Here is an 18379-nt window from a genome sequence, read left to right on the forward strand (position 1 = left end):
CTATAAAAGAAGCTAGTATTCAAATCATCCGGTTAGTTACTACCTCTACGTTATTAAAGCCTGCTATCCAAACCTATTTCCCATTTTAAACACGTTTAATTGTTTTAATCACAATTGGCTCATTTGGGCAATCTTGAAAATTTCTTGACGCATTAGCAATTTTATCAACTACTTCCAATCCATCAGTAATTTTACCAAATGCTGCATATTCACCATCTAAATGTGGTGCTGCTTCGTGCATAATAAAAAATTGTGATGATGCCGAATCTGGTATCATTGTTCGTGCCATTGATAACACTCCACGAGTATGTAACAAATCATTTTTCACGCCATTACTGCTAAACTCGCCTTTAATACTTGGTGCTTCATGATGGTTAAAACTTGCATCATATCCGCCTCCTTGAATCATAAATCCAGGAATAACGCGGTGAAAAATTAATCCTGCATAAAAATCTTGATCAATTAAATCTAAAAAATTCTTTACAGTTATTGGTGCAACTTCAGGATATAATTCTCCTTTCATTACATCTCCATTTTCCATTTCAATTACAATATTTACAGTTTCCATTTTATTCTCCTTTATCAACAATTCTCGCTTCAATTAATTCACTTTGCATTTTCTTATCTTTTCTTTTCTTATTTAAAAATAATAAAACAAGAATAATAAGTGCCAATACTATTAATACCCAAATAATCGTATCAACCAATTTAAATTGATATGCTGTCGCTACGATCAAACACAAATTTATAACTTCAAACGTTCCTGATAACTTATGTTTTCCATTCACCAGAAAGTTTAACGCTAAAGCTGTACAAACAAACATGCTAATTACCAAAACAACTTCCACAGTCAACGCCTCCTTTTTTCATATCATATCATGCTTACACTTAATAAAACAACTTCTATTTAAAATATCTTAAACATATCCAATTATCACAAATATAATTTTTACTTATTAATTTTATCACAACTAATTAAATCATAATTTTTTTAATACTTATGTAATTTTTGATAAAAAGATAGAAATTTAAGAATAATATATTTGCTAATCTATCCTTCATTTATGAAATACATTTTTTACTGCAAAAAGGGGCACTTTGTTGCCCTTATCCATCATTTATTTTTACTTTTTAAATTATTTAATTATTTATGATACGGCTCATTTTTCATAATTTTAAATGCTCGATAAATTTGCTCTACCAAAACCAAACGCATTAATTGATGCGGAAAAGTCATTTTTGAAAAACTTAAGCGTAAATCAGCTCGATCTAATATTTCTTCACCATGGCCTAAAGAACCACCAATAACAAAATCAATCGTACTTTTTCCTGAAATCATTGCACTTTCCATATTATTAGCTAACTCAACTGAATCTAACTGTTTTCCATCAACATCCAATAAAATAACATAATCATCTTGTTTGATTTTATCTAACATCCTTCGTCCTTCTTTAGCCTTTATAATTGTCTCCTCAGACAAAGAACAGTTATTAGGAATACTTTCATCGCTAACTTCATATACTTCAACTTTACAATATGCTTGCAATCTTTTTAAATATTCTTTTATCCCTGCTACTAAATACTTTTCTTTTAATTTTCCAACACAAATAATTTTAATCTTCACGTTTGCCTCCACTAACTACATCAACTTGACTAGCTACTTTAATATTTTCAAAATCAACACCATTTTCGATAAAAATCTGATGATAGGTAGCCAAAGCTTTTTCTTTTGTATTGGCTTCTTCACTTAAATGTGCTAAAACAATTTCCTTAGTTTTATCCCCAATCATCTCAACCATCAATCGAGCACTGTATTCATTGTTTAAATGTCCAGTGTCACTTTGTATTCTTTGTTTTAAAAAAAATGGTCGTTTAGTTGCCATTAACATCTCAATATCATGATTACTTTCAATAATATAATAATTTAGATTGTGAAGATACTGACGATTTTTTTGCGATACATAACCAGTATCAGTCATATATAAAATATTTTCTTTACTCCCTTCAATTACAAAAGCCAATGGGCTTGTTGCATCATGAGAAATACTTAAGGGCAATATTTTATATCCACTTAACTGTATTTCTTGATACGGCTTTAAAATATGGCTATCGTCAACATCTTTTATACACCCTTTTCCACAAAAACAGATTTTAGTGTCAAAAATACCAATATTTTTATTATGGTCATAATGATCATGAGTTAATAAAACAACATTAATATTGCTTTCATCAAAACCCAGACTTTTTAATTTGAATAACAATTGTTTCCTAGTGATACCACAATCTATCAAAATGCCAACCCCATGGTCAAAAATAAAAGTACTATTTCCCTTTGAACCGCTTGCTAATACATGAAATTCCATTTTTCCTCCTCTTTATTTACAATATTATACAAATAAACATAAATAAAAACAATTATTTTAATCTCATCAAAATGCAAATTTAATTTTAACGTAAATTATTTCTATAAATAAAAAAAGTATCATCATTACTATCATTTGTGATAAAATATTAAATAAAGGGGGATTTATTATGCCTAGAATAATTACAATTGCCAGAGAATACGGTTCTGGTGGTCGCTTAATTGCACAAAAAGTAGCCGAAAAAGTTGGTTTATTCTACTACGATAATGAAGTAATTGATTTAGCGGCAAAAGAAATGGGAATGGATGTTGATGCAATTCGTAAAGTTTCTGAACAAAAATCTTCAAGCTTTATGTATACAATGTCGTCAGCAGCGTTCAGCTTACCTTTAAATGACCAAGTTTTTGTTATGCAATCTAAAATCATACGCCATCTAGCTAATCATGATTCATGTATCATTGTTAACGGATGTGCCGACTATATTTTAGAAGATTATGATGATGTTTTAACCATCTTTATTCACGCCCCATTAGAGTCAAGAATCCATCGTGTTAAAGAAGTATATAAAGAACAACATGATGATTATAAAAAATATGTCATGAAGCGCGATAAAGGACGTAGTAATTATTATAACTACTATACCACTAAAAAATGGGGTCATTTAAAAAACTTTGATTTAACAATCAATAGTGATTTAGGTATCGAACGAGTTGCCCAAATTATCGCTGATATCTATCTTCAAGATAAAAAATAAACAACAAATATGCTTTTCTATGCTTATTTAAAACCAATTTAAATAAGCTGAAAATACTCTTGCTGCTGTTTCTCCTGCTTTCCCATTGCAGATCTAATGATTGCCTTTGCCCGAGAAGCAGCAGCTAGGGATTAATAGCTATAATTTTATTTACATAATATTTCAAGTCTTATTTTTAAATAAGATTTTTTATTTTGCACAAAAAAAGAGGCCGAAGCCTCAATCGATTATTTTAAACCGTATTTCTTATTGAATTTTTCTACTCGTCCATCAGCACTAGCAAATCTTTGTTTACCAGTATAGAAAGGATGACAATTAGAGCAAGTATCAACACGTACTTCGTCTAATACTGATCCTGATTCAAATTCGTTTCCACAAGAAGTACAAACGACTTTTACTTTTTTGTAATTTGGATGAATTCCTTTTTTCATTTTCTCAATCTCCTTCCGCCTTATAGTCCTTTGACTACAAAGTAAGTTGCCATAGTATAATAACATTAAAATATTAAGATTTCAAGACATTTTTTCTAATTTATCAATTAATCTTCAACTTGGCGTCTTGTAATGACCGCACCAAGCGAAATTAACTTATGATCAATATTTTCATAGCCACGATCAATGTGATAAACATTACCAATTTCAGTAACACCATCTGCCAATAATGCAGCAACAATCAATGCCGCCCCACATCTTAAATCAGTTGCATAAACTCGATTACCATGCAATTTAGTTGGCCCATTGACATAACACATCGCTTCTTCTTGATCAATTTTCGCTCCCATTGAATTTAACTGATAACAATGTCCAAATCTTTCTGGATAAATAGTTTCTACCACCTGAGAAACTCCTTGACATTGCGTCAACAATGCTGTTAATGGCTGTTGTAAATCAGTTGCAAAACCTGGATACACTTGAGTACGAATATCCACTGGTTTTAAGTTTTCTATACCACCATGAACAATTATACTATCACCAATTATATCCATTTTTACGCCGACTTCTTTCAGTTTTGAAGTAACCGCCTCTAAATGTTGTGGGATAACATTTTGAACAATCACTTTTTCTCCAGCCGCAGCTGCTATAATTAAAAATGTTCCAGCTTCGATACGATCAGGAATAATTTCATGATAGCATCCATCAAGTTTTTCTACCCCTTCAATAGTAATCGTATCAGTACCAGCGCCACGAATTTTAGCTCCCATTTTAGTAAGCAAGTTGACTACATCGATAATTTCTGGTTCTTTAGCTGCATTTTCAATTGTTGTTTTTCCTTCAGCTTTAACCGCTGCTAATAAAATATTAATAGTTGCTCCTACTGAAGCAAAGTCTAAATAGATTTTATTTCCTACTAAACGTTCTGCCTCAATTGTATAAGTTCCATTTTCACAATAATTAACAGTCGCCCCTAAAGCTTCAAATCCTTTGATATGTAAATCAATTGGACGAGGCCCTAAAAAACACCCACCAGGCATTTTCATAGTAACTTTTTTACATTTCCCAAGTAATGCCCCCATTAAATAATAAGAAGCTCTAAGTTTATCAACAGCTTCGCTTACTAATGGTTTATTTATTAAATTTGATGGATCAACAACAAGCTCTCCATCACCCTTTATAACTTCACAATTCAATTCTTTCAATAATACTCCTAATGCATCTACATCAGAAATATTGGGTACACCATATATAGTCACAGGACTATCCGCTAAGACAATCGCAGGAATTAAAGCTACGGTAGCATTTTTCGCACCACTTATAACCACTGTTCCATTTAATTTATGTCCGCCTTCAATAGCAATTACCTCACTCATTTTAGTCCTCCTTTATTTTTTTCTACGTTACTACTATATATTAAATTATAGGCAAAAACAACCTAAATTTAAAATTTAATTTCACAAATGATTTTAGTCAAATCTAACTTATCACCAAAATAAAACAAATGAGTTTATACTATTTTAAAACCAAACTTTATAACCGTCAATATAAGTTTAAAACTATCCTAAATGAATTATAATATGATATTATATAATTAGAAAAAACTTCCCACCCCATCATTGTTTTATTTAAAAAATAGCCATCAAAGACGTAAAAAGGAGGTTTTCATTATGCCAGCAATTGACTGGAACTATCTTTCTTTTCTTAGCGCCCTAGTTTTATTTATAATCTATTTTAAAAACCGTAATAATTATGAATGGTTTTTTACTTGTGATTATTTATTTTCTCTCACTTTAGTCATTGTAACATTAGTTAATAGATATTCTAAAACAACAAATTTCTATATAACAATTCTTAGTCTGCTTATATTAACAGCTGCTTTAATCATTCAAATTCGTGGTCGACATCTATATCGAAAATATAATAATTTAATTGACTATGAAAAAAGAAATGCACGAAGAAAAAAAGCCTTTAAGATAATAAGCATTATCATAATCATCATGTTTATAATAACCATTTTTGATAAAATTCAAAAAGCTCTCTTTTAAATCTTGGCTCGGCCAAGATTTTTATTTACAAAAAAAGAATCCCACAATTAAGTGAGATTCCCAAATTTAAATATCTTCTATTATGCTTTACCAATGCATCCAAAGATTTCCATTTTTTCTTTAACACATTGTTGAATAGCTGCAGCACCTGGTGCTAATAATTTACGAGGGTCAAATCCTTTACCTTCTAAATCTTTTCCAGCTTCAATGTATTTTCTTGTTGCTTCTTGGAAATATAATTGACATTCAGTATTTACATTGATTTTAGAAACACCTAAGTTGATTGCTTTTTTAATCATATCTTCAGGAATTCCAGTTCCACCATGTAATACTAATGGCAATTTTCCAGTTTCTTGTTGGATAGCATCTAATGCATTAAAGTCTAAACCTTCCCAATTTTCTGGATATTTACCATGAATATTTCCAATACCAGCTGCTAAGAAATCTACTCCTAAATCAGCGATCATTTTACATTCTTTTGGATCGGCTACTTCACCTTTTCCGACAACACCGTCTTCTTCACCACCGATAGATCCTACTTCTGCTTCTACAGAAACACCTTTTGCATGGCATAATTCAACGATTTCTTTAGTTTTTTCAATGTTTTCTTCAATTCCATAATGAGAACCATCAAACATGATTGAAGAGAAACCAGCATCTAAAGCAGCTTTAGCTCCTTCATAGCTACCATGGTCTAAGTGTAAAGCTACAGGTACAGTAATTCCTAATGAATCAACCATTGCTGATACCATAGCTGCTACTGTTTTATAACCAGTCATATATTTAGCAGCACCTTCAGATACTCCTAAAATTACTGGCGCTTTTAATTCTTCTGCAGTTAAAAGAATAGATTTTGTCCATTCAAGATTATTAATGTTAAATTGACCAACTGCATAATGTCCTTCTTTTGCTTTATTTAACATTTCTGTTGCTGAAACTAATCCCATAATAAATTCTCCTTTTCTTTTTTCTGTTATAATAATACTATTATTTCCTCTAAATTTCCATAAAAACAATGAGTTTTTTTTAGTTAAAAAAAGAAAATGACACTTAATCAAGTCATTACCAATAGAAAACAGCCATACAAAACAGATACCAGTGGGAAATATATCGTTTTATGGTAAATACATCGTGTCATTTTCTTTAGATACAGGAGAGATAGTACTAAAACATATATTTGGAGAACAATTAGAATAGCAATCACTCCTAACAGCCTTTTAAAGCCGGTCAAAATATTTTGACAGTTTTATTATATTATATTTTATTATTATGTCAATAATATTTTATCATTAACATTTACATAAAAAGGTGTGCTCCCACATAACACACCTTCTAATCTCTTAAAACCGTTTTATCTATAAAATTATCTTTAGAAAAATAACACAGCGTTATTCCTAAAGCCATTGATAAATTTAATGAGTCTATTTTATCTGTATGTGGTATAAAGATTGATTGACCATAATTCAAATATTCATCAGGTAAGCCACTGCTTTCATTACCAAATACTAATGAATATTTTTTTTCAGGTATTTTAAAACGATGGATATTTTCAGCTCCCTTTAACATCAAAGGATAAATATTTCGATCAGGATATTTAGCTAAATATTCATCAAAACTATCATAATAAGCAAAATTAATATTAAATACTGCCCCCATCGAAGAGCGAATTACTCGAGGAGAAAACACATCAACCCCTGGACGGATAATCGCTAAATCATTGTAACCAAAACCAAGCATAGTTCTAATAATTGTTCCCATATTACCCATATCGCCAGGATTTACCAATACCACATGATTTCCATCATTTAATACACTTGGATATTTTTTTATAATTGCTATTGCAAAACAATTATCTTTTTTAGACAACTTATTAATTGTTTTATCACTCTCAACTACTTCAATATGATGCTTTTGACAAAGTTCACTAATCAAAGCTACTCCTTGGTTTAAATGTGAATTACTCTTTAGATATACTCTGATTACTTGTTCAGGTTTGCTTTTTAATAATTCAATCGTCTCAAAAACTCCTAATGTATATGTATAATCAAAATCTTTTTGATATGTTTTAATTTTCATCTGATAAACCTTTCAATAAATTAATTTGTTTCTTTAGATCAGCTTGCAATGAAATAAAATGATCTTTATCATAATCCACTCCTTGATCTATCAATTCAAATAAATCATTATATTTATCATACGCTAATTCTAATAAAGAGATTTGAATTTCTAAATCTATTTCATTATTTGCATCCTGCACAGTTCGATTTATATCTTTATATTTATCTTTAAAAACTTGATCCAAATCCACTTTTTCCTTTTTCTTTTTAAACAATCCCATTATTTAAAACCTCCTTTTAATCTTTAGTTTCTAGTAACTTACAATATGATATTACTGGTTTAGGATTATCTGGATGTTTACCAACAAACTTTTCCATCCAAATCATATCATGCCATTTATTAAATTTATAACCACATTTACTAAAATAAGCAACCTGACGATAGCCATTTTTTTTATGAAAAGAAATACTATCTTGATTATCACTACTAATACAAGCATTCATATTAATGATATTTTGCTTTTTAGTGATTTTTTCTAATTCTCGATAAAGAGCACTACCAATTCCTTGACCACAATAGTTAACATCAACATAAATCGAAGTTTCTACTGCCCAATCATATGCAGCCCTTTGTTTAAAAGCTGACGTATATGCATATCCCACAATTTGATTACCATCTTTAGCTACCAAATATGGATACTTAGCCACTGTCGTTTTTATTCTTTGTTCAAACTCCAAAAGAGTTGGCACTTTATATTCAAAAGAAATTGCCGTTTTTTCTACGTAGGGCCGATATATTTCTAATAAACGCGCAGCATCTGTTAATTTAACAGTTTCAATAACAATCATATTTATCTCCTTATCTTTTGACATTATAACACGGTCAATAATATTTAAGCAAAAATATTTAGTTTAATTACTAATCAAGTTAACAACTAAAATTTCACTATGCCTAGAAGTACGCATTGCATAGCCCCAGGTTCCCATCCCAGATGTTACAATAGCATTAAAATTTCCATCAGTTTCCATTCCATAATTTAAATCATTAACATTAATTAAATTATAAAAATATTCTAGTGGAAAAATTTGACCCGCATGGCTGTGACCTGATAATTCTAAATCAATCCCTTGTTCCTTACTAATATCGTATTCATGAGGCTGATGATCTAATAAAACTAACGGCTTATCTTTATCTAAATTACTCGTTAAATTTTCAAGAGCTACACGACTTTTCACTGAATAATCTTGCCTGCCAATTAAATATATATCATCAAGTTGTACAACCTGATCAAGTAAGACCTGAACGCCAATTTTTTCTAGATTATCAACGACATTAAACTCTTTTAACGGACTACCACCTTGAAAACCAATTTCGTGATTTCCCTCAACATAATAAACCGAAAAATCTGCTGCTAATTTAGAAAAAACTTCCAGTGAATAATCAAATTCTTCTTGTGTTGTTCCTTCATCATAAATATCCCCAAGCAAAACAATTGCATCAGGATTAATTTCATTAGCTTCATCATTGATCTTATCCAAATCATCCTTACCAATAGCCGTACCTAAATGAACATCAGAAACTACCATCAATCTTTTATCTTCAAAATTTTTATTTATTTCAACATCATAAGTAGTAACAACTATGTTTTTAGCATTATAAATACCATAACCACTTAAAATAATACTAATAACCAAAGCAATTATCCCACGGCGATAAATCAATTTAAAATAACGATTTAATTTAGTTTTAAATAATATTAAATTAATAATATCAAAAACAATAAAACAAAAACACGTATTTACTAGAAAGCCAAATACATTCATACTAATCTGACATAAAAAAATCAATACTACAATAATTAAAAAAGTAATTAATTTAGCTTCCTTAACAGGACGAAAAACTAAATGGGTATGATATGTCAAATAAATAGTCATTATGGCAACTAAAGCCATTTCCATTAATGTAAACCAACTCATAAGCCATCTCCTTCGATAAAACATTATACCACAGATTAGAATTATGTTATAATACTTTGCGAGGTGAAACAAATGCACAAATTAGCTTGTCCAAAATGCCATCAGGCACTAATCCAAGAAGGAAACTCATATAAGTGTATCAATAATCATTGTTACGATATCGCAAAATCTAAATATATCAATCTATTATTAAACCCTGATAAAGCTTCTAATAATCCTGGCGACAGTAAAGAAAGCTTACAAGCTAGAAAAGCTTATTTAACTAAAGGATATTATGATATTATATTAAATAATGTTATTAGTCTTATTAATAAATATCAAAACAATCAACAATTAGAAATATTAGATTTAGGTTGTGGTGAAGGTTATTATACTAATGGTTTAAAGAACGCTTTTAAAAATGATAATATTTATGGTTTAGATATTTCTAAAGAGGCTATTAATATGGCTACAAAATATACTAAAGATATCTATTGGATTGTCGGTAATAGTAAAAATATCCCAATCTTAGATCATTCACTTGATTTTATTACTGCTCTATTTACTGTAGTTAATCAAAAAGAACTAGAAAGAACTTTAAAACCTGGTGGTTATATTATTCATGTAACTGCTAACCCTAATCATTTAATTGAAATCAAGGAACTGATTTATGATGAAATCAAAGTCAAAAGTGATAAATATATTCGTTTAGATTTTAAAAACGTTGAATCTTTTGATTTAGTTAAAACTATTGAAATCCCAAATCGTGAAGATGCTTTAAATCTATTGAAAATGACACCACATTATTACCATATCAAAAAAGAACGCCGTAGCGTTCTAGATACTCTTGATAAATTAAATGTCACAATTGATGTTAAAATAACAGTTTATCAAGTATAACTGTAAAACTTTGTTTTACTAATAATAAATATATTAATATTTGTATTAACAAAACGATTGGAACACCCCATTTAAAAAGGGGTGTTTTAGTTTTATGTCTAAAAACATACATTGCAATAAGTGCTCCTACTCCACCACCAGCTATCGTTACAGCAAAAAGTGTTTTTTCAGATATTCGCCAATAATGATGTTTGGCTTTATATTTATCAGCTCCATATAAAATAAATGCAATAACATTAACAATAAGTAAATATATATAAATATGTCTATCCATCATAATACCTCATTTAGACAAAAAGATTGAGAAAATCTCAATCTTTTACTTTGAATAAAAAAATCTAACCATCTTAACAACATTCATCCGACTTTTTTCAAAAATAATCCGGGCTGGAATTCTTTTTAACTCCCCGCAATCTAAAAAGATAATCACCAGACCCTTTTTAGTTTCTTCATATCCAACAATAGTGACCCAATGCCACAAATCATCACGAACCGCTCGACGCCGATGAGTTAAAATCAATAATCCTAATGGATGACCATCATCAATACTGGCACAAACAATTTTACTTGCATCAACCACTCGAGGACGACGAATGATTTGATAACTACAATCATTTAATAATTTACTAAGGCGACGGGCATAAAGATAAACATAAGGAAAACCTCGTTTACCAGGTTCCATTACCTTAAACATTTCATTCATATAATCAAGATACTCTCGCTTATCAAATTCCGTTTCCTTTTTAGTATAATATATGAAAATATCTGTAGCACTAACACTGGCACAACCTGCTTTTCTAGCCCATGAATCAATAAACCAGTCTTGATTCCCACCATGACCTATTAATTGTTTATTTTCATATACTTTAGGATAATCTAAAATCATCCCGTCCACCTCCTTTGTGCTTATTTAGCTTCTATTACCGCTTTTCTTACAGCTGGTACAACTCTTTTATCAAAAGCATCAGGAATTATATAATCTTCTTTTAACTGATCTTCAGGAATAATATTAGCAATCGCTTTAGCACAAGCTATTTTCATTTCTTCAGTAATATTATCAACTCGTCCATCCAAAGCCCCTCTGAAAATACCTGGGAAAACTAAAACGTTATTGATTTGATTTGGATAATCACTACGTCCTGTTGCTACTACCCGAGCCCCTGCTTCTAACGCTAATGATGGTTCAATTTCTGGTTGTGGGTTAGCCATGGCAAAAATTATCGCATCATTGTTCATTGTTTTAACCATTTCAGGTGTTAATACATTAGCTGCTGATACTCCAATAAATACATCACTACCTTTAATAGCATCTACTAAAGTACCATGCATTTTATCTAAATTAGTTACTTTAGCAATTTCTTCTTGAGCGTTATTCATCCAGCTTTCACCAGTACATACAATCCCTAAACGATCTACCATAGTAATGTTTTTAACGTCTAGTTGTAATAATAATTTACAAATACTAATTCCTGCACTTCCAGCACCATTAATAACCACTTTAACTTCACTCATGTTTTTCTTAACTAATTTTAAAGCATTAATCAATCCAGCACTAACTGCTATTGCTGTACCATGCTGGTCATCATGGAATACTGGAATATCTAATTCTGCTTTTAAACGTTCTTCAATTTCAAAACAACGTGGTGCACTAATATCTTCTAAATTAATACCCCCAAAACCAGGTGCAATATATTTTACTGCTTTAATAATTTCTTCTGTGTCTTGAGTATCTAAACAAATTGGATATGCATCAATATTGGCAAATTCTTTAAATAATACCGCTTTACCTTCCATAACAGGCATTGCTGCTTTAGGCCCAATATTTCCAAGTCCTAATACTGCACTTCCATCAGTTACAACTGCAATACTATTGCCTTTACCTGTTAATTCATAAGCCTTATCTTCATCTTCTTTAATAAGAGTGCAAGGTCTTGCTACTCCTGGTGTATAAGCTAAAGCCATATCATCCATACTATTAACTTTTACTTTTGAAACTACTTCTAACTTACCTTTATTACTACGATGTAATTCTACTGCTTTATCATAAATATCCATCTTTACTAACCTTCCTTTTTATAATTTGTATACAAAGTCATTATAATACAAATAGTTGACTATTTGTTGTAAAAATAAAATTATTTTATCAACAAAAAAACTAATCTTGTAAAATGGTTAATTAACCATCTTATAAGACTAGCTTATTTTAATATGTTATATCACTAACAGCCCCACAACCACTACAACGATAACCAACAACAACTTCATCATAAGCTTCACTATCTTGAACCCATATTGGTCGAATATTAATTGTATATCCAGCATTTTGACTACAATTTTCACTATGACCATTTTCATATCCGCATTCATTACATATCGCCACTTCGACTTCTTCATAATGTCCAGTTGCTTCAACGTGACGTATTTCAGTTATTTCTTGCCAGCTATGATGATGAGTATTGGAATTATTATCAGATTGCTGATCATTAGAATTAGATGGTCGTTGATTAGTAGAACGCTCATTTTCAGTTTCATCATCTTCTAAAGATTCTGGGCTTGTTGCATTTTCAATTGTTTCTTCACTAACATCTGTTACTGTTCCATCACTTTTACTCACTAACTGATTATTATCACTATAAACAAAATTACCAGCATCAGCTAAAGTAATAGCTTCTTCTAAAGTGATGACATTTATTTTTTTATTAACAACAATTTCTTCAACTTCATCTTCATTAGCAGTGCTGCTTTCTTTTAAATATTCTGCCAGTTTTTTAGTTTTAGCTCCTATAGTATATTTTATTTGATAACTACCTGGAGTTGCTAAATCAACCGTCGAATCATCAACATTTATATACTTAATAATTTCACTATTACATTGAATATTATAAAAATAATTAATACCTGTAGCATTTTGAACAATATAACGATCGCTAATCCCAGTAACCAGTCCTTTTAAATCACTTTCATCATGTGTTTTTTTAATATTATTATAAATTTTATCTTCCTGTTTTTGATACACTGGTTTATCAGTCTTAAAAGTATATAAACAACCACCAATTACCGCAATTGTAATGAAACCTAAAAATACCGATGTGACTATTTGTTGTTTTTTAGTTGACCACAAAAATTTTTTTAATTTCTTTTTTATTGCCATAATGATTACCTCTTAATTTAATCTTAGCCCATCAGTTAAAAACAGTCAATTTATTTTATATCAATAATCATAATTTTATCACAACTAAAGCATAATTTTTATTAGTTTTTATAGTAATTTTAAAGATTTATGATATAACTAATAACATTATTTATATCACTAAAACATCACATATGAATATATGAGTCAAAAAAATCTAGTACCAATGTACTAGATTTTTTATGGTATTTGATTTTAAGTTAGGAAAAAAGCCCTTGGGACGGGGCTTTTTAAATATCTGTATTCTATACGGGAAAACGAATACTATTATAGATATTTGGGACAAAAATATAATAGCATATAATTAATAAAAATATTTTCAAATATTGAAAATCTATTTTCATCGTATGAAAATTTTATTAGACTGCAACTAAATAACCACCAAATTCAAAATAATCAATTTCTTCATCTTCCGATTTAAAAACAATCTTGACATATTCATCATCAATATAACGATATATTTTAGCAACTGTCCCCGGTGCCATTTCTTTTTTAAAAAAAACACTCACTTCACTAAAATACTTATTATCAAATACTTCCATTGCAATAGCATCTAAGGCCCATTCAATATAACGACTATTATTCATATGCTGGTTAACATCCACATCACTATATAAAACCTGACGTTTCATTACATATGTAAGTTCTAAGTCTTTTTTTATTTCATGATAACTTTCGATAGTATATTGATACGGTTTTAATTCCGGCATCACAATACCCGCTTTTTCCGGCTTAATAATTCTCCGATTTTTTAAATCAATCAATGTCCATAAAGAATACATAGCAGCAATTTCATCACCACATTCATCATTTACCCAATAATTACGAATGAATTGTATTCTTTTCCGATCAGCTGCTCGAGTATGCAATACAATTTTCTCATCTACTTTAATTGGTCTTTTTAAAACCATCGTTTCTTTTGACAGAACAAAACCATAATGATCTCCTAATTCAGGATTCCAAATTCCAACTTTAATCGCATTTTGAGTCGCTAAATCTGATAATTTAGAAAATAAAGCTGAAATACGATAATTCCCCTTATAATCTGCTTCCTGACATTCGACCGTTAAGTTTAAGCTTGAAACAACATTTTGCATACGACCACCCTTTTCAATTAATACTATATATAATTGTATCTATATTTATTAGAAAAACAAGTTATTATTTACTAATATTACATTAATGTTTTTTTACCATATCTATCACCAATGAAGTGTTTTTTATAAAAAATAGTAATTATAGAGTTATTTTTTTAATCATTTTTCCATTTTTATGTGTTTTTTTGCTATTTTTAATAAATTTTATATAGGCTTATTACTAATTTTCTAGTATAATAATATTATTGAAAGAAGGAGTATAATTAATGGATAATATTTTTGCTGTTTTACCTATTTTGGTATTCTTGGCACTACTATGGTTTACTTATACTAATATCTCATACGCAGTTACTTTGTATCGGGCCAAGAAAAATGATCATACATTATCTTTGTGTCTAAGTGATACTGGTAAATACTTTTATATAGCGTTATTGATCTTATATTTGATTTTATTTGTAACTTGCGTTTCTTTAATGGTGTTAGCTATTCTTAATGATATCAATGATCTTTATGCACCATTAAATATTTTAACAATCGGAACAATTATTTTCTGTTATTTGTTTCAACAAATTATCTTTGTTGGACAACGTCAAATGATGATTGGACGCGTAAAACTTGATTACCGTCGTATCAAAAGAGTTACTTATCCTAAAGAAACAAAATTACGTTTTATTTATGGACAAAAATCATATGAAACAAATATACGCTTTGTTGATGATTTCAAATTAAAAAAAGCATTACAAAAAACACGTTAAGGGATACGTTAAGTATCCCTTTTATAATTCTTTTGGCGTTCATGCCATTTTCTTTTTTTAATAACATCTTTTTGTTCACCAGCTAAATAACAGCGGTATAACTCCGAACGTTTCTTTACTTCCTGATTGATCTTTTTAAAACCAAATCTTTCAATTAAAGTTTTTTTACCAGAGAATAAATTCACGCCTAAACCTAATTGATCACCATCAATTTTTGCCCCTAACGCTGCTAACATCGTTGGATATAAATCAATAACTGAAAATTTTCTATTTTTACAATATTCACTTGAAATCGGACTATTAATAATACAATTATAAGGTGTTCTAATATAGTCATGATCTAAATGTTTAAAAAACTTTTCAGACATACTATTATGATCACCAGTAATTACAATCGTTGTATTTTCATACCAGCTTTGTTTTTTACACCAATTAATAAATTCATTAACCTGCTTAGATTGACATTCAATTACATTAGCGTATTGATTTTTATGATTCTTTTGACATTGACTACACAAATAACCATCAGGAGTATGAGTGTCAATTGTAGTAATAGAAATATTAAACGGCTGACTTCCATTAGCTAAATTGGTTATATCTTTTTTAGCAAACTCAAATAATTTTGCATCTTCAATTCCCCAAAATACAAAATAGTCTTTTGGAATCTCTCCGCTTTCAACAAAACTTTTATAATCACGAATTATATAATTACCATGCTGTTTATAAAAATTAGAGGTACCTCCAAAATCAGCATCAGAACCACAAATAAACTCATTAACATATCCATTATCTTCTAATACTTCTCCAATAGTATAAACACCACTTAAAAAACTAGAATCGTTATCATATGATTTAGCAGTAATCGGCAATAATAATGGTATTCCGGATTCTTGTGCTACCATTGATGCAATAGTCCATTGAGTACCCTCTAATGTATAACTTCCACCTAGTTTATCTTGATGTGAGAAATTTATGTTATCATTTGCTAAAACCTCTAATTCTGGCATATAAGATTCTTTTTGAGCCCCACCAGATTCTTTAGACATATATGATGTTTCTACTGATTCTAAATATAAATGAATTAAATTTCTTTTTTTATCAGGAAACGTAATATTTACATATCTAGGATCAACATAGTATTTCTCATATAAATCACTCTTTTTGACCATATCAAACACATAACTAATAATTTGATAATTATAAATCGCATAAAATAAAGCTAAAACAACAGCAAAAATCCCAATCGTAATTAGATTTTCATGAAGATATAAATTTAATCCTTCAATCGGCAAATGAAAAAGCGTCCAGCCAATAGCAAAAGTTATTACAAGGCTGCCAGGAACAGTATGAATAAACCAATCTGCATAAATTCCATCATCAGTACCATCCATCGGGACTTTAGCATGAAAAATCATTTGATTTAATGTTTTAACCGAAAAAGTAAGATTTCCCCATCTTATCGAAGCAATAATCAATACCGCTAAAAATAGCAATATTGCTCCTACTGTCTCTTCAACAGTAACTAATTCTAATAATCTTTTTAACATTTATACCAGTCCTCTGTATTATTTCTACCCATTGTAACATAGCAATATGACGAAAACAAAATATATGTGTAAGATAACACACTTTAACATAATTCATACTATTCGCGAAATATTAACTGAATATAAACAAAAAGGCACTTTCGTGCCAATAAACGTCTATAATATTATCTAAATCATCATCAATAATTTCATCCTCATCCATATTATTGACCAATTACTTTCTTTAATTTTTTTTCAAAATCACGACGTGATAACATTACTACCGCTCCACAACCTAAACATTTTATTTTAATATCAGCACCCATTCTAATAATTTGCCATTGCATTGATTTTTTGCAAGGATGCGGCTTTTTCATTTCTACTATATCATTTAATTTATATTCCATTTTTTCCACCATTCCTTAAATAAAATGCTTCAATCGTATTTTTCATTAACATTGTAATCGTCATTGGTCCAATTCCACCAGGAACCGGTGTTATACCATGAACAATATCTTTAACATCTTCAAAATCAACATCGCCACATAACCTATTATTTTCATCACGATTAATACCAACATCTAAGACAACAGCACCATCTTTAACATATTCATGATTAAAAAATTTAGCTTTGCCCACAGCTGCTATTAACACATCTGCTCGTTTACATACTTCTTTTAAGTTTTTAGTTTTACTATGAGCTATTGTTACCGTAGCGTTGTGATGTAAACAAAGTAAACTCACAGGTTTGCCTACAATATTACTTCGTCCAACAACAACAACTTCTTTACCGTCTAGATTATAATTAATTTCTTCTAACAAAACCATCATTCCTTTTGGCGTACAAGGAACTAAACTATGCTTTCCTAAAAATAATTTAGATATGTTGATTGGATGAAAACCATCAACATCTTTATCAGGATCAATAGCTTCAATAACTCGTTGTTCATCAATATGATCCGGTAATGGTAATTGGATTAAAATTCCATCTACACTATCATCACAATTTAATTTTTCAATTTCCAACAACAATTCATCTTCACTAAAAGAACTATCATGTTTATACATTAACGAATCAATTCCGATATATTTACAAGCACGTTCTTTATTTCTTACATAAGTTTGACTAGCTTGATTATCCCCTATTAAAATAACTGCTAATTTAGGAACCCGTGAATATGTTTCCTTGATCTTGTCTACTTCATCTTTTAATTTTTCTTTAATATTTGCTGAAATTTCTTTCCCATCAATAATCATATGAATAACCCCCTTTGATTATTACTCACCATTATACCAAAATAA

23 protein-coding genes are annotated in these 18379 nt (G+C 29.6%); 4 read left to right on the plus strand and 19 right to left on the minus strand.

Annotated elements, in window-relative coordinates:
• Nucleotides 1-85: 85 nt before the first annotated feature.
• From ABGT36_RS12690 to ABGT36_RS12705, 4 genes are all read right to left on the minus strand, one after another.
• Complete coding sequence (locus ABGT36_RS12690; protein ID WP_300082127.1) at nucleotides 86-568, minus strand: peptidylprolyl isomerase; 483 nt, start codon at nucleotides 566-568, stop codon at nucleotides 86-88.
• 1 nt (nucleotide 569) lies between these two features.
• The gene (locus ABGT36_RS12695) at nucleotides 570-848 is read right to left on the minus strand and encodes a hypothetical protein (RefSeq protein WP_087298595.1); all 279 of its coding nucleotides are present in this window, start codon (nucleotides 846-848) and stop codon (nucleotides 570-572) included.
• Between the two features lie 296 nt (nucleotides 849-1144).
• Entirely contained in the window at nucleotides 1145-1624 is a 480-nt protein-coding gene (gene rlmH, locus ABGT36_RS12700; RefSeq protein WP_087298596.1) for a 23S rRNA (pseudouridine(1915)-N(3))-methyltransferase RlmH, read from the minus strand.
• On the minus strand, nucleotides 1614-2363 hold the full coding sequence (locus tag ABGT36_RS12705) for an MBL fold metallo-hydrolase (RefSeq protein ID WP_087298597.1): 750 nt from the start codon (nucleotides 2361-2363) through the stop codon (nucleotides 1614-1616). The genes rlmH and ABGT36_RS12705 overlap by 11 nt, the downstream gene beginning before the upstream one ends.
• A 169-nt stretch (nucleotides 2364-2532) precedes the next feature.
• Between ABGT36_RS12705 and ABGT36_RS12710 the strand changes: the two genes are divergently transcribed.
• A complete protein-coding gene (locus ABGT36_RS12710) occupies nucleotides 2533-3117 on the plus strand; it encodes an AAA family ATPase (RefSeq protein WP_087298598.1) in 585 nt (194 codons plus the stop codon).
• 227 nt (nucleotides 3118-3344) lie between these two features.
• Here the strand turns inward: ABGT36_RS12710 and rpmE are convergent, their stop codons facing one another.
• A complete protein-coding gene (gene rpmE, locus ABGT36_RS12715; protein WP_087298599.1) occupies nucleotides 3345-3548 on the minus strand; it encodes a 50S ribosomal protein L31 in 204 nt (67 codons plus the stop codon).
• A gap of 107 nt (nucleotides 3549-3655) precedes the next feature.
• Entirely contained in the window at nucleotides 3656-4924 is a 1269-nt protein-coding gene (locus ABGT36_RS12720) for a UDP-N-acetylglucosamine 1-carboxyvinyltransferase (protein ID WP_087298600.1), read from the minus strand.
• Between the two features lie 294 nt (nucleotides 4925-5218).
• Between ABGT36_RS12720 and ABGT36_RS12725 the strand changes: the two genes are divergently transcribed.
• Entirely contained in the window at nucleotides 5219-5596 is a 378-nt protein-coding gene (locus ABGT36_RS12725; protein ID WP_087372443.1) for a hypothetical protein, read from the plus strand.
• A gap of 80 nt (nucleotides 5597-5676) precedes the next feature.
• On the opposite strand, the gene fba is transcribed toward ABGT36_RS12725, so the two are convergent.
• The 5 genes from fba to ABGT36_RS12750 form a co-directional block, all read right to left on the minus strand.
• Nucleotides 5677-6543 (minus strand): class II fructose-1,6-bisphosphate aldolase, encoded by an 867-nt coding sequence (fba, locus tag ABGT36_RS12730; protein WP_087298601.1) that lies wholly within the window; start codon nucleotides 6541-6543, stop codon nucleotides 5677-5679.
• A 385-nt stretch (nucleotides 6544-6928) separates the two neighbouring features.
• Nucleotides 6929-7672, minus strand: a complete 744-nt coding sequence (locus ABGT36_RS12735; RefSeq protein ID WP_087298602.1) for a TrmH family RNA methyltransferase — start codon at nucleotides 7670-7672, stop codon at nucleotides 6929-6931.
• The gene (locus tag ABGT36_RS12740) at nucleotides 7662-7934 is read right to left on the minus strand and encodes a hypothetical protein (protein WP_087298603.1); all 273 of its coding nucleotides are present in this window, start codon (nucleotides 7932-7934) and stop codon (nucleotides 7662-7664) included. The genes ABGT36_RS12735 and ABGT36_RS12740 overlap by 11 nt, the downstream gene beginning before the upstream one ends.
• A 16-nt stretch (nucleotides 7935-7950) precedes the next feature.
• Nucleotides 7951-8502 carry a GNAT family N-acetyltransferase gene (locus ABGT36_RS12745; protein ID WP_087298604.1) on the minus strand — a complete coding sequence of 184 codons (552 nt, stop codon included), beginning with the start codon at nucleotides 8500-8502 and terminating at the stop codon, nucleotides 7951-7953.
• Between the two features lie 63 nt (nucleotides 8503-8565).
• On the minus strand, nucleotides 8566-9630 hold the full coding sequence (locus ABGT36_RS12750) for a metallophosphoesterase (protein WP_300082118.1): 1065 nt from the start codon (nucleotides 9628-9630) through the stop codon (nucleotides 8566-8568).
• Nucleotides 9631-9702: 72 nt separating this feature from the next.
• Between ABGT36_RS12750 and ABGT36_RS12755 the strand changes: the two genes are divergently transcribed.
• Nucleotides 9703-10509 carry a methyltransferase domain-containing protein gene (locus tag ABGT36_RS12755; RefSeq protein WP_087298606.1) on the plus strand — a complete coding sequence of 269 codons (807 nt, stop codon included), beginning with the start codon at nucleotides 9703-9705 and terminating at the stop codon, nucleotides 10507-10509.
• Here the strand turns inward: ABGT36_RS12755 and ABGT36_RS12760 are convergent.
• From ABGT36_RS12760 to ABGT36_RS12780, 5 genes are all read right to left on the minus strand, one after another.
• Nucleotides 10484-10783: a DUF1294 domain-containing protein gene (locus tag ABGT36_RS12760; RefSeq protein WP_296883616.1), complete on the minus strand. Its 300-nt coding sequence runs from the start codon at nucleotides 10781-10783 to the stop codon at nucleotides 10484-10486. The two genes, ABGT36_RS12755 and ABGT36_RS12760, sit on opposite strands and share 26 nt — an antisense overlap.
• A gap of 45 nt (nucleotides 10784-10828) precedes the next feature.
• A complete protein-coding gene (locus tag ABGT36_RS12765; RefSeq protein WP_087372463.1) occupies nucleotides 10829-11395 on the minus strand; it encodes a hypothetical protein in 567 nt (188 codons plus the stop codon).
• A 20-nt stretch (nucleotides 11396-11415) separates the two neighbouring features.
• Complete coding sequence (locus ABGT36_RS12770) at nucleotides 11416-12564, minus strand: NADP-dependent malic enzyme (protein ID WP_346678309.1); 1149 nt, start codon at nucleotides 12562-12564, stop codon at nucleotides 11416-11418.
• 148 nt (nucleotides 12565-12712) lie between these two features.
• Entirely contained in the window at nucleotides 12713-13660 is a 948-nt protein-coding gene (locus ABGT36_RS12775) for a hypothetical protein (RefSeq protein ID WP_346678311.1), read from the minus strand.
• A 398-nt stretch (nucleotides 13661-14058) separates the two neighbouring features.
• A complete protein-coding gene (locus ABGT36_RS12780) occupies nucleotides 14059-14796 on the minus strand; it encodes an acyl-ACP thioesterase domain-containing protein (protein WP_346678313.1) in 738 nt (245 codons plus the stop codon).
• A gap of 266 nt (nucleotides 14797-15062) precedes the next feature.
• Here ABGT36_RS12780 and ABGT36_RS12785 point away from each other — a divergent pair, with 266 nt between their 5' ends.
• Nucleotides 15063-15551 (plus strand): hypothetical protein, encoded by a 489-nt coding sequence (locus tag ABGT36_RS12785; RefSeq protein WP_087372474.1) that lies wholly within the window; start codon nucleotides 15063-15065, stop codon nucleotides 15549-15551.
• 8 nt (nucleotides 15552-15559) lie between these two features.
• Here the strand turns inward: ABGT36_RS12785 and ABGT36_RS12790 are convergent, their stop codons facing one another.
• From ABGT36_RS12790 to folD, 3 genes are all read right to left on the minus strand, one after another.
• Entirely contained in the window at nucleotides 15560-17098 is a 1539-nt protein-coding gene (locus ABGT36_RS12790) for an LTA synthase family protein (RefSeq protein WP_346678315.1), read from the minus strand.
• 203 nt (nucleotides 17099-17301) lie between these two features.
• The gene (locus ABGT36_RS12795; RefSeq protein ID WP_204215235.1) at nucleotides 17302-17496 is read right to left on the minus strand and encodes a DUF951 domain-containing protein; all 195 of its coding nucleotides are present in this window, start codon (nucleotides 17494-17496) and stop codon (nucleotides 17302-17304) included.
• Nucleotides 17474-18334 carry a bifunctional methylenetetrahydrofolate dehydrogenase/methenyltetrahydrofolate cyclohydrolase FolD gene (gene folD / locus ABGT36_RS12800; protein ID WP_087298615.1) on the minus strand — a complete coding sequence of 287 codons (861 nt, stop codon included), beginning with the start codon at nucleotides 18332-18334 and terminating at the stop codon, nucleotides 17474-17476. The genes ABGT36_RS12795 and folD overlap by 23 nt, the downstream gene beginning before the upstream one ends.
• Nucleotides 18335-18379 lie beyond the last annotated feature (45 nt).

This window comes from Erysipelatoclostridium sp. An173 (assembly GCF_963931465.1).
Classification (GTDB): Bacteria; Bacillota_I; Bacilli_A; order Erysipelotrichales; family Coprobacillaceae; genus Thomasclavelia; species Thomasclavelia merdavium.

What these genes read in the sequence shown, in the direction of transcription:
- ABGT36_RS12690 (WP_300082127.1), bottom strand. Translation starts at nt 568, where the DNA reads ATGGAAACTGTAAATATTGTAATTGAAATGGAAAATGGAGATGTAATG.
- ABGT36_RS12705 (WP_087298597.1), bottom strand. Translation starts at nt 2,363, where the DNA reads ATGGAATTTCATGTATTAGCAAGCGGTTCAAAGGGAAATAGTACTTTT.
- ABGT36_RS12710 (WP_087298598.1), top strand. Translation starts at nt 2,533, where the DNA reads ATGCCTAGAATAATTACAATTGCCAGAGAATACGGTTCTGGTGGTCGC.
- rpmE (WP_087298599.1), bottom strand. Translation starts at nt 3,548, where the DNA reads ATGAAAAAAGGAATTCATCCAAATTACAAAAAAGTAAAAGTCGTTTGT.
- ABGT36_RS12720 (WP_087298600.1), bottom strand. Translation starts at nt 4,924, where the DNA reads ATGAGTGAGGTAATTGCTATTGAAGGCGGACATAAATTAAATGGAACA.
- ABGT36_RS12725 (WP_087372443.1), top strand. Translation starts at nt 5,219, where the DNA reads ATGCCAGCAATTGACTGGAACTATCTTTCTTTTCTTAGCGCCCTAGTT.
- fba (WP_087298601.1), bottom strand. Translation starts at nt 6,543, where the DNA reads ATGGGATTAGTTTCAGCAACAGAAATGTTAAATAAAGCAAAAGAAGGA.
- ABGT36_RS12735 (WP_087298602.1), bottom strand. Translation starts at nt 7,672, where the DNA reads ATGAAAATTAAAACATATCAAAAAGATTTTGATTATACATATACATTA.
- ABGT36_RS12740 (WP_087298603.1), bottom strand. Translation starts at nt 7,934, where the DNA reads ATGGGATTGTTTAAAAAGAAAAAGGAAAAAGTGGATTTGGATCAAGTT.
- ABGT36_RS12745 (WP_087298604.1), bottom strand. Translation starts at nt 8,502, where the DNA reads ATGATTGTTATTGAAACTGTTAAATTAACAGATGCTGCGCGTTTATTA.
- ABGT36_RS12750 (WP_300082118.1), bottom strand. Translation starts at nt 9,630, where the DNA reads ATGAGTTGGTTTACATTAATGGAAATGGCTTTAGTTGCCATAATGACT.
- ABGT36_RS12755 (WP_087298606.1), top strand. Translation starts at nt 9,703, where the DNA reads ATGCACAAATTAGCTTGTCCAAAATGCCATCAGGCACTAATCCAAGAA.
- ABGT36_RS12760 (WP_296883616.1), bottom strand. Translation starts at nt 10,783, where the DNA reads ATGGATAGACATATTTATATATATTTACTTATTGTTAATGTTATTGCA.
- ABGT36_RS12765 (WP_087372463.1), bottom strand. Translation starts at nt 11,395, where the DNA reads ATGATTTTAGATTATCCTAAAGTATATGAAAATAAACAATTAATAGGT.
- ABGT36_RS12770 (WP_346678309.1), bottom strand. Translation starts at nt 12,564, where the DNA reads ATGGATATTTATGATAAAGCAGTAGAATTACATCGTAGTAATAAAGGT.
- ABGT36_RS12775 (WP_346678311.1), bottom strand. Translation starts at nt 13,660, where the DNA reads ATGGCAATAAAAAAGAAATTAAAAAAATTTTTGTGGTCAACTAAAAAA.
- ABGT36_RS12780 (WP_346678313.1), bottom strand. Translation starts at nt 14,796, where the DNA reads ATGCAAAATGTTGTTTCAAGCTTAAACTTAACGGTCGAATGTCAGGAA.
- ABGT36_RS12785 (WP_087372474.1), top strand. Translation starts at nt 15,063, where the DNA reads ATGGATAATATTTTTGCTGTTTTACCTATTTTGGTATTCTTGGCACTA.
- ABGT36_RS12790 (WP_346678315.1), bottom strand. Translation starts at nt 17,098, where the DNA reads ATGTTAAAAAGATTATTAGAATTAGTTACTGTTGAAGAGACAGTAGGA.
- ABGT36_RS12795 (WP_204215235.1), bottom strand. Translation starts at nt 17,496, where the DNA reads ATGGTGGAAAAAATGGAATATAAATTAAATGATATAGTAGAAATGAAA.
- folD (WP_087298615.1), bottom strand. Translation starts at nt 18,334, where the DNA reads ATGATTATTGATGGGAAAGAAATTTCAGCAAATATTAAAGAAAAATTA.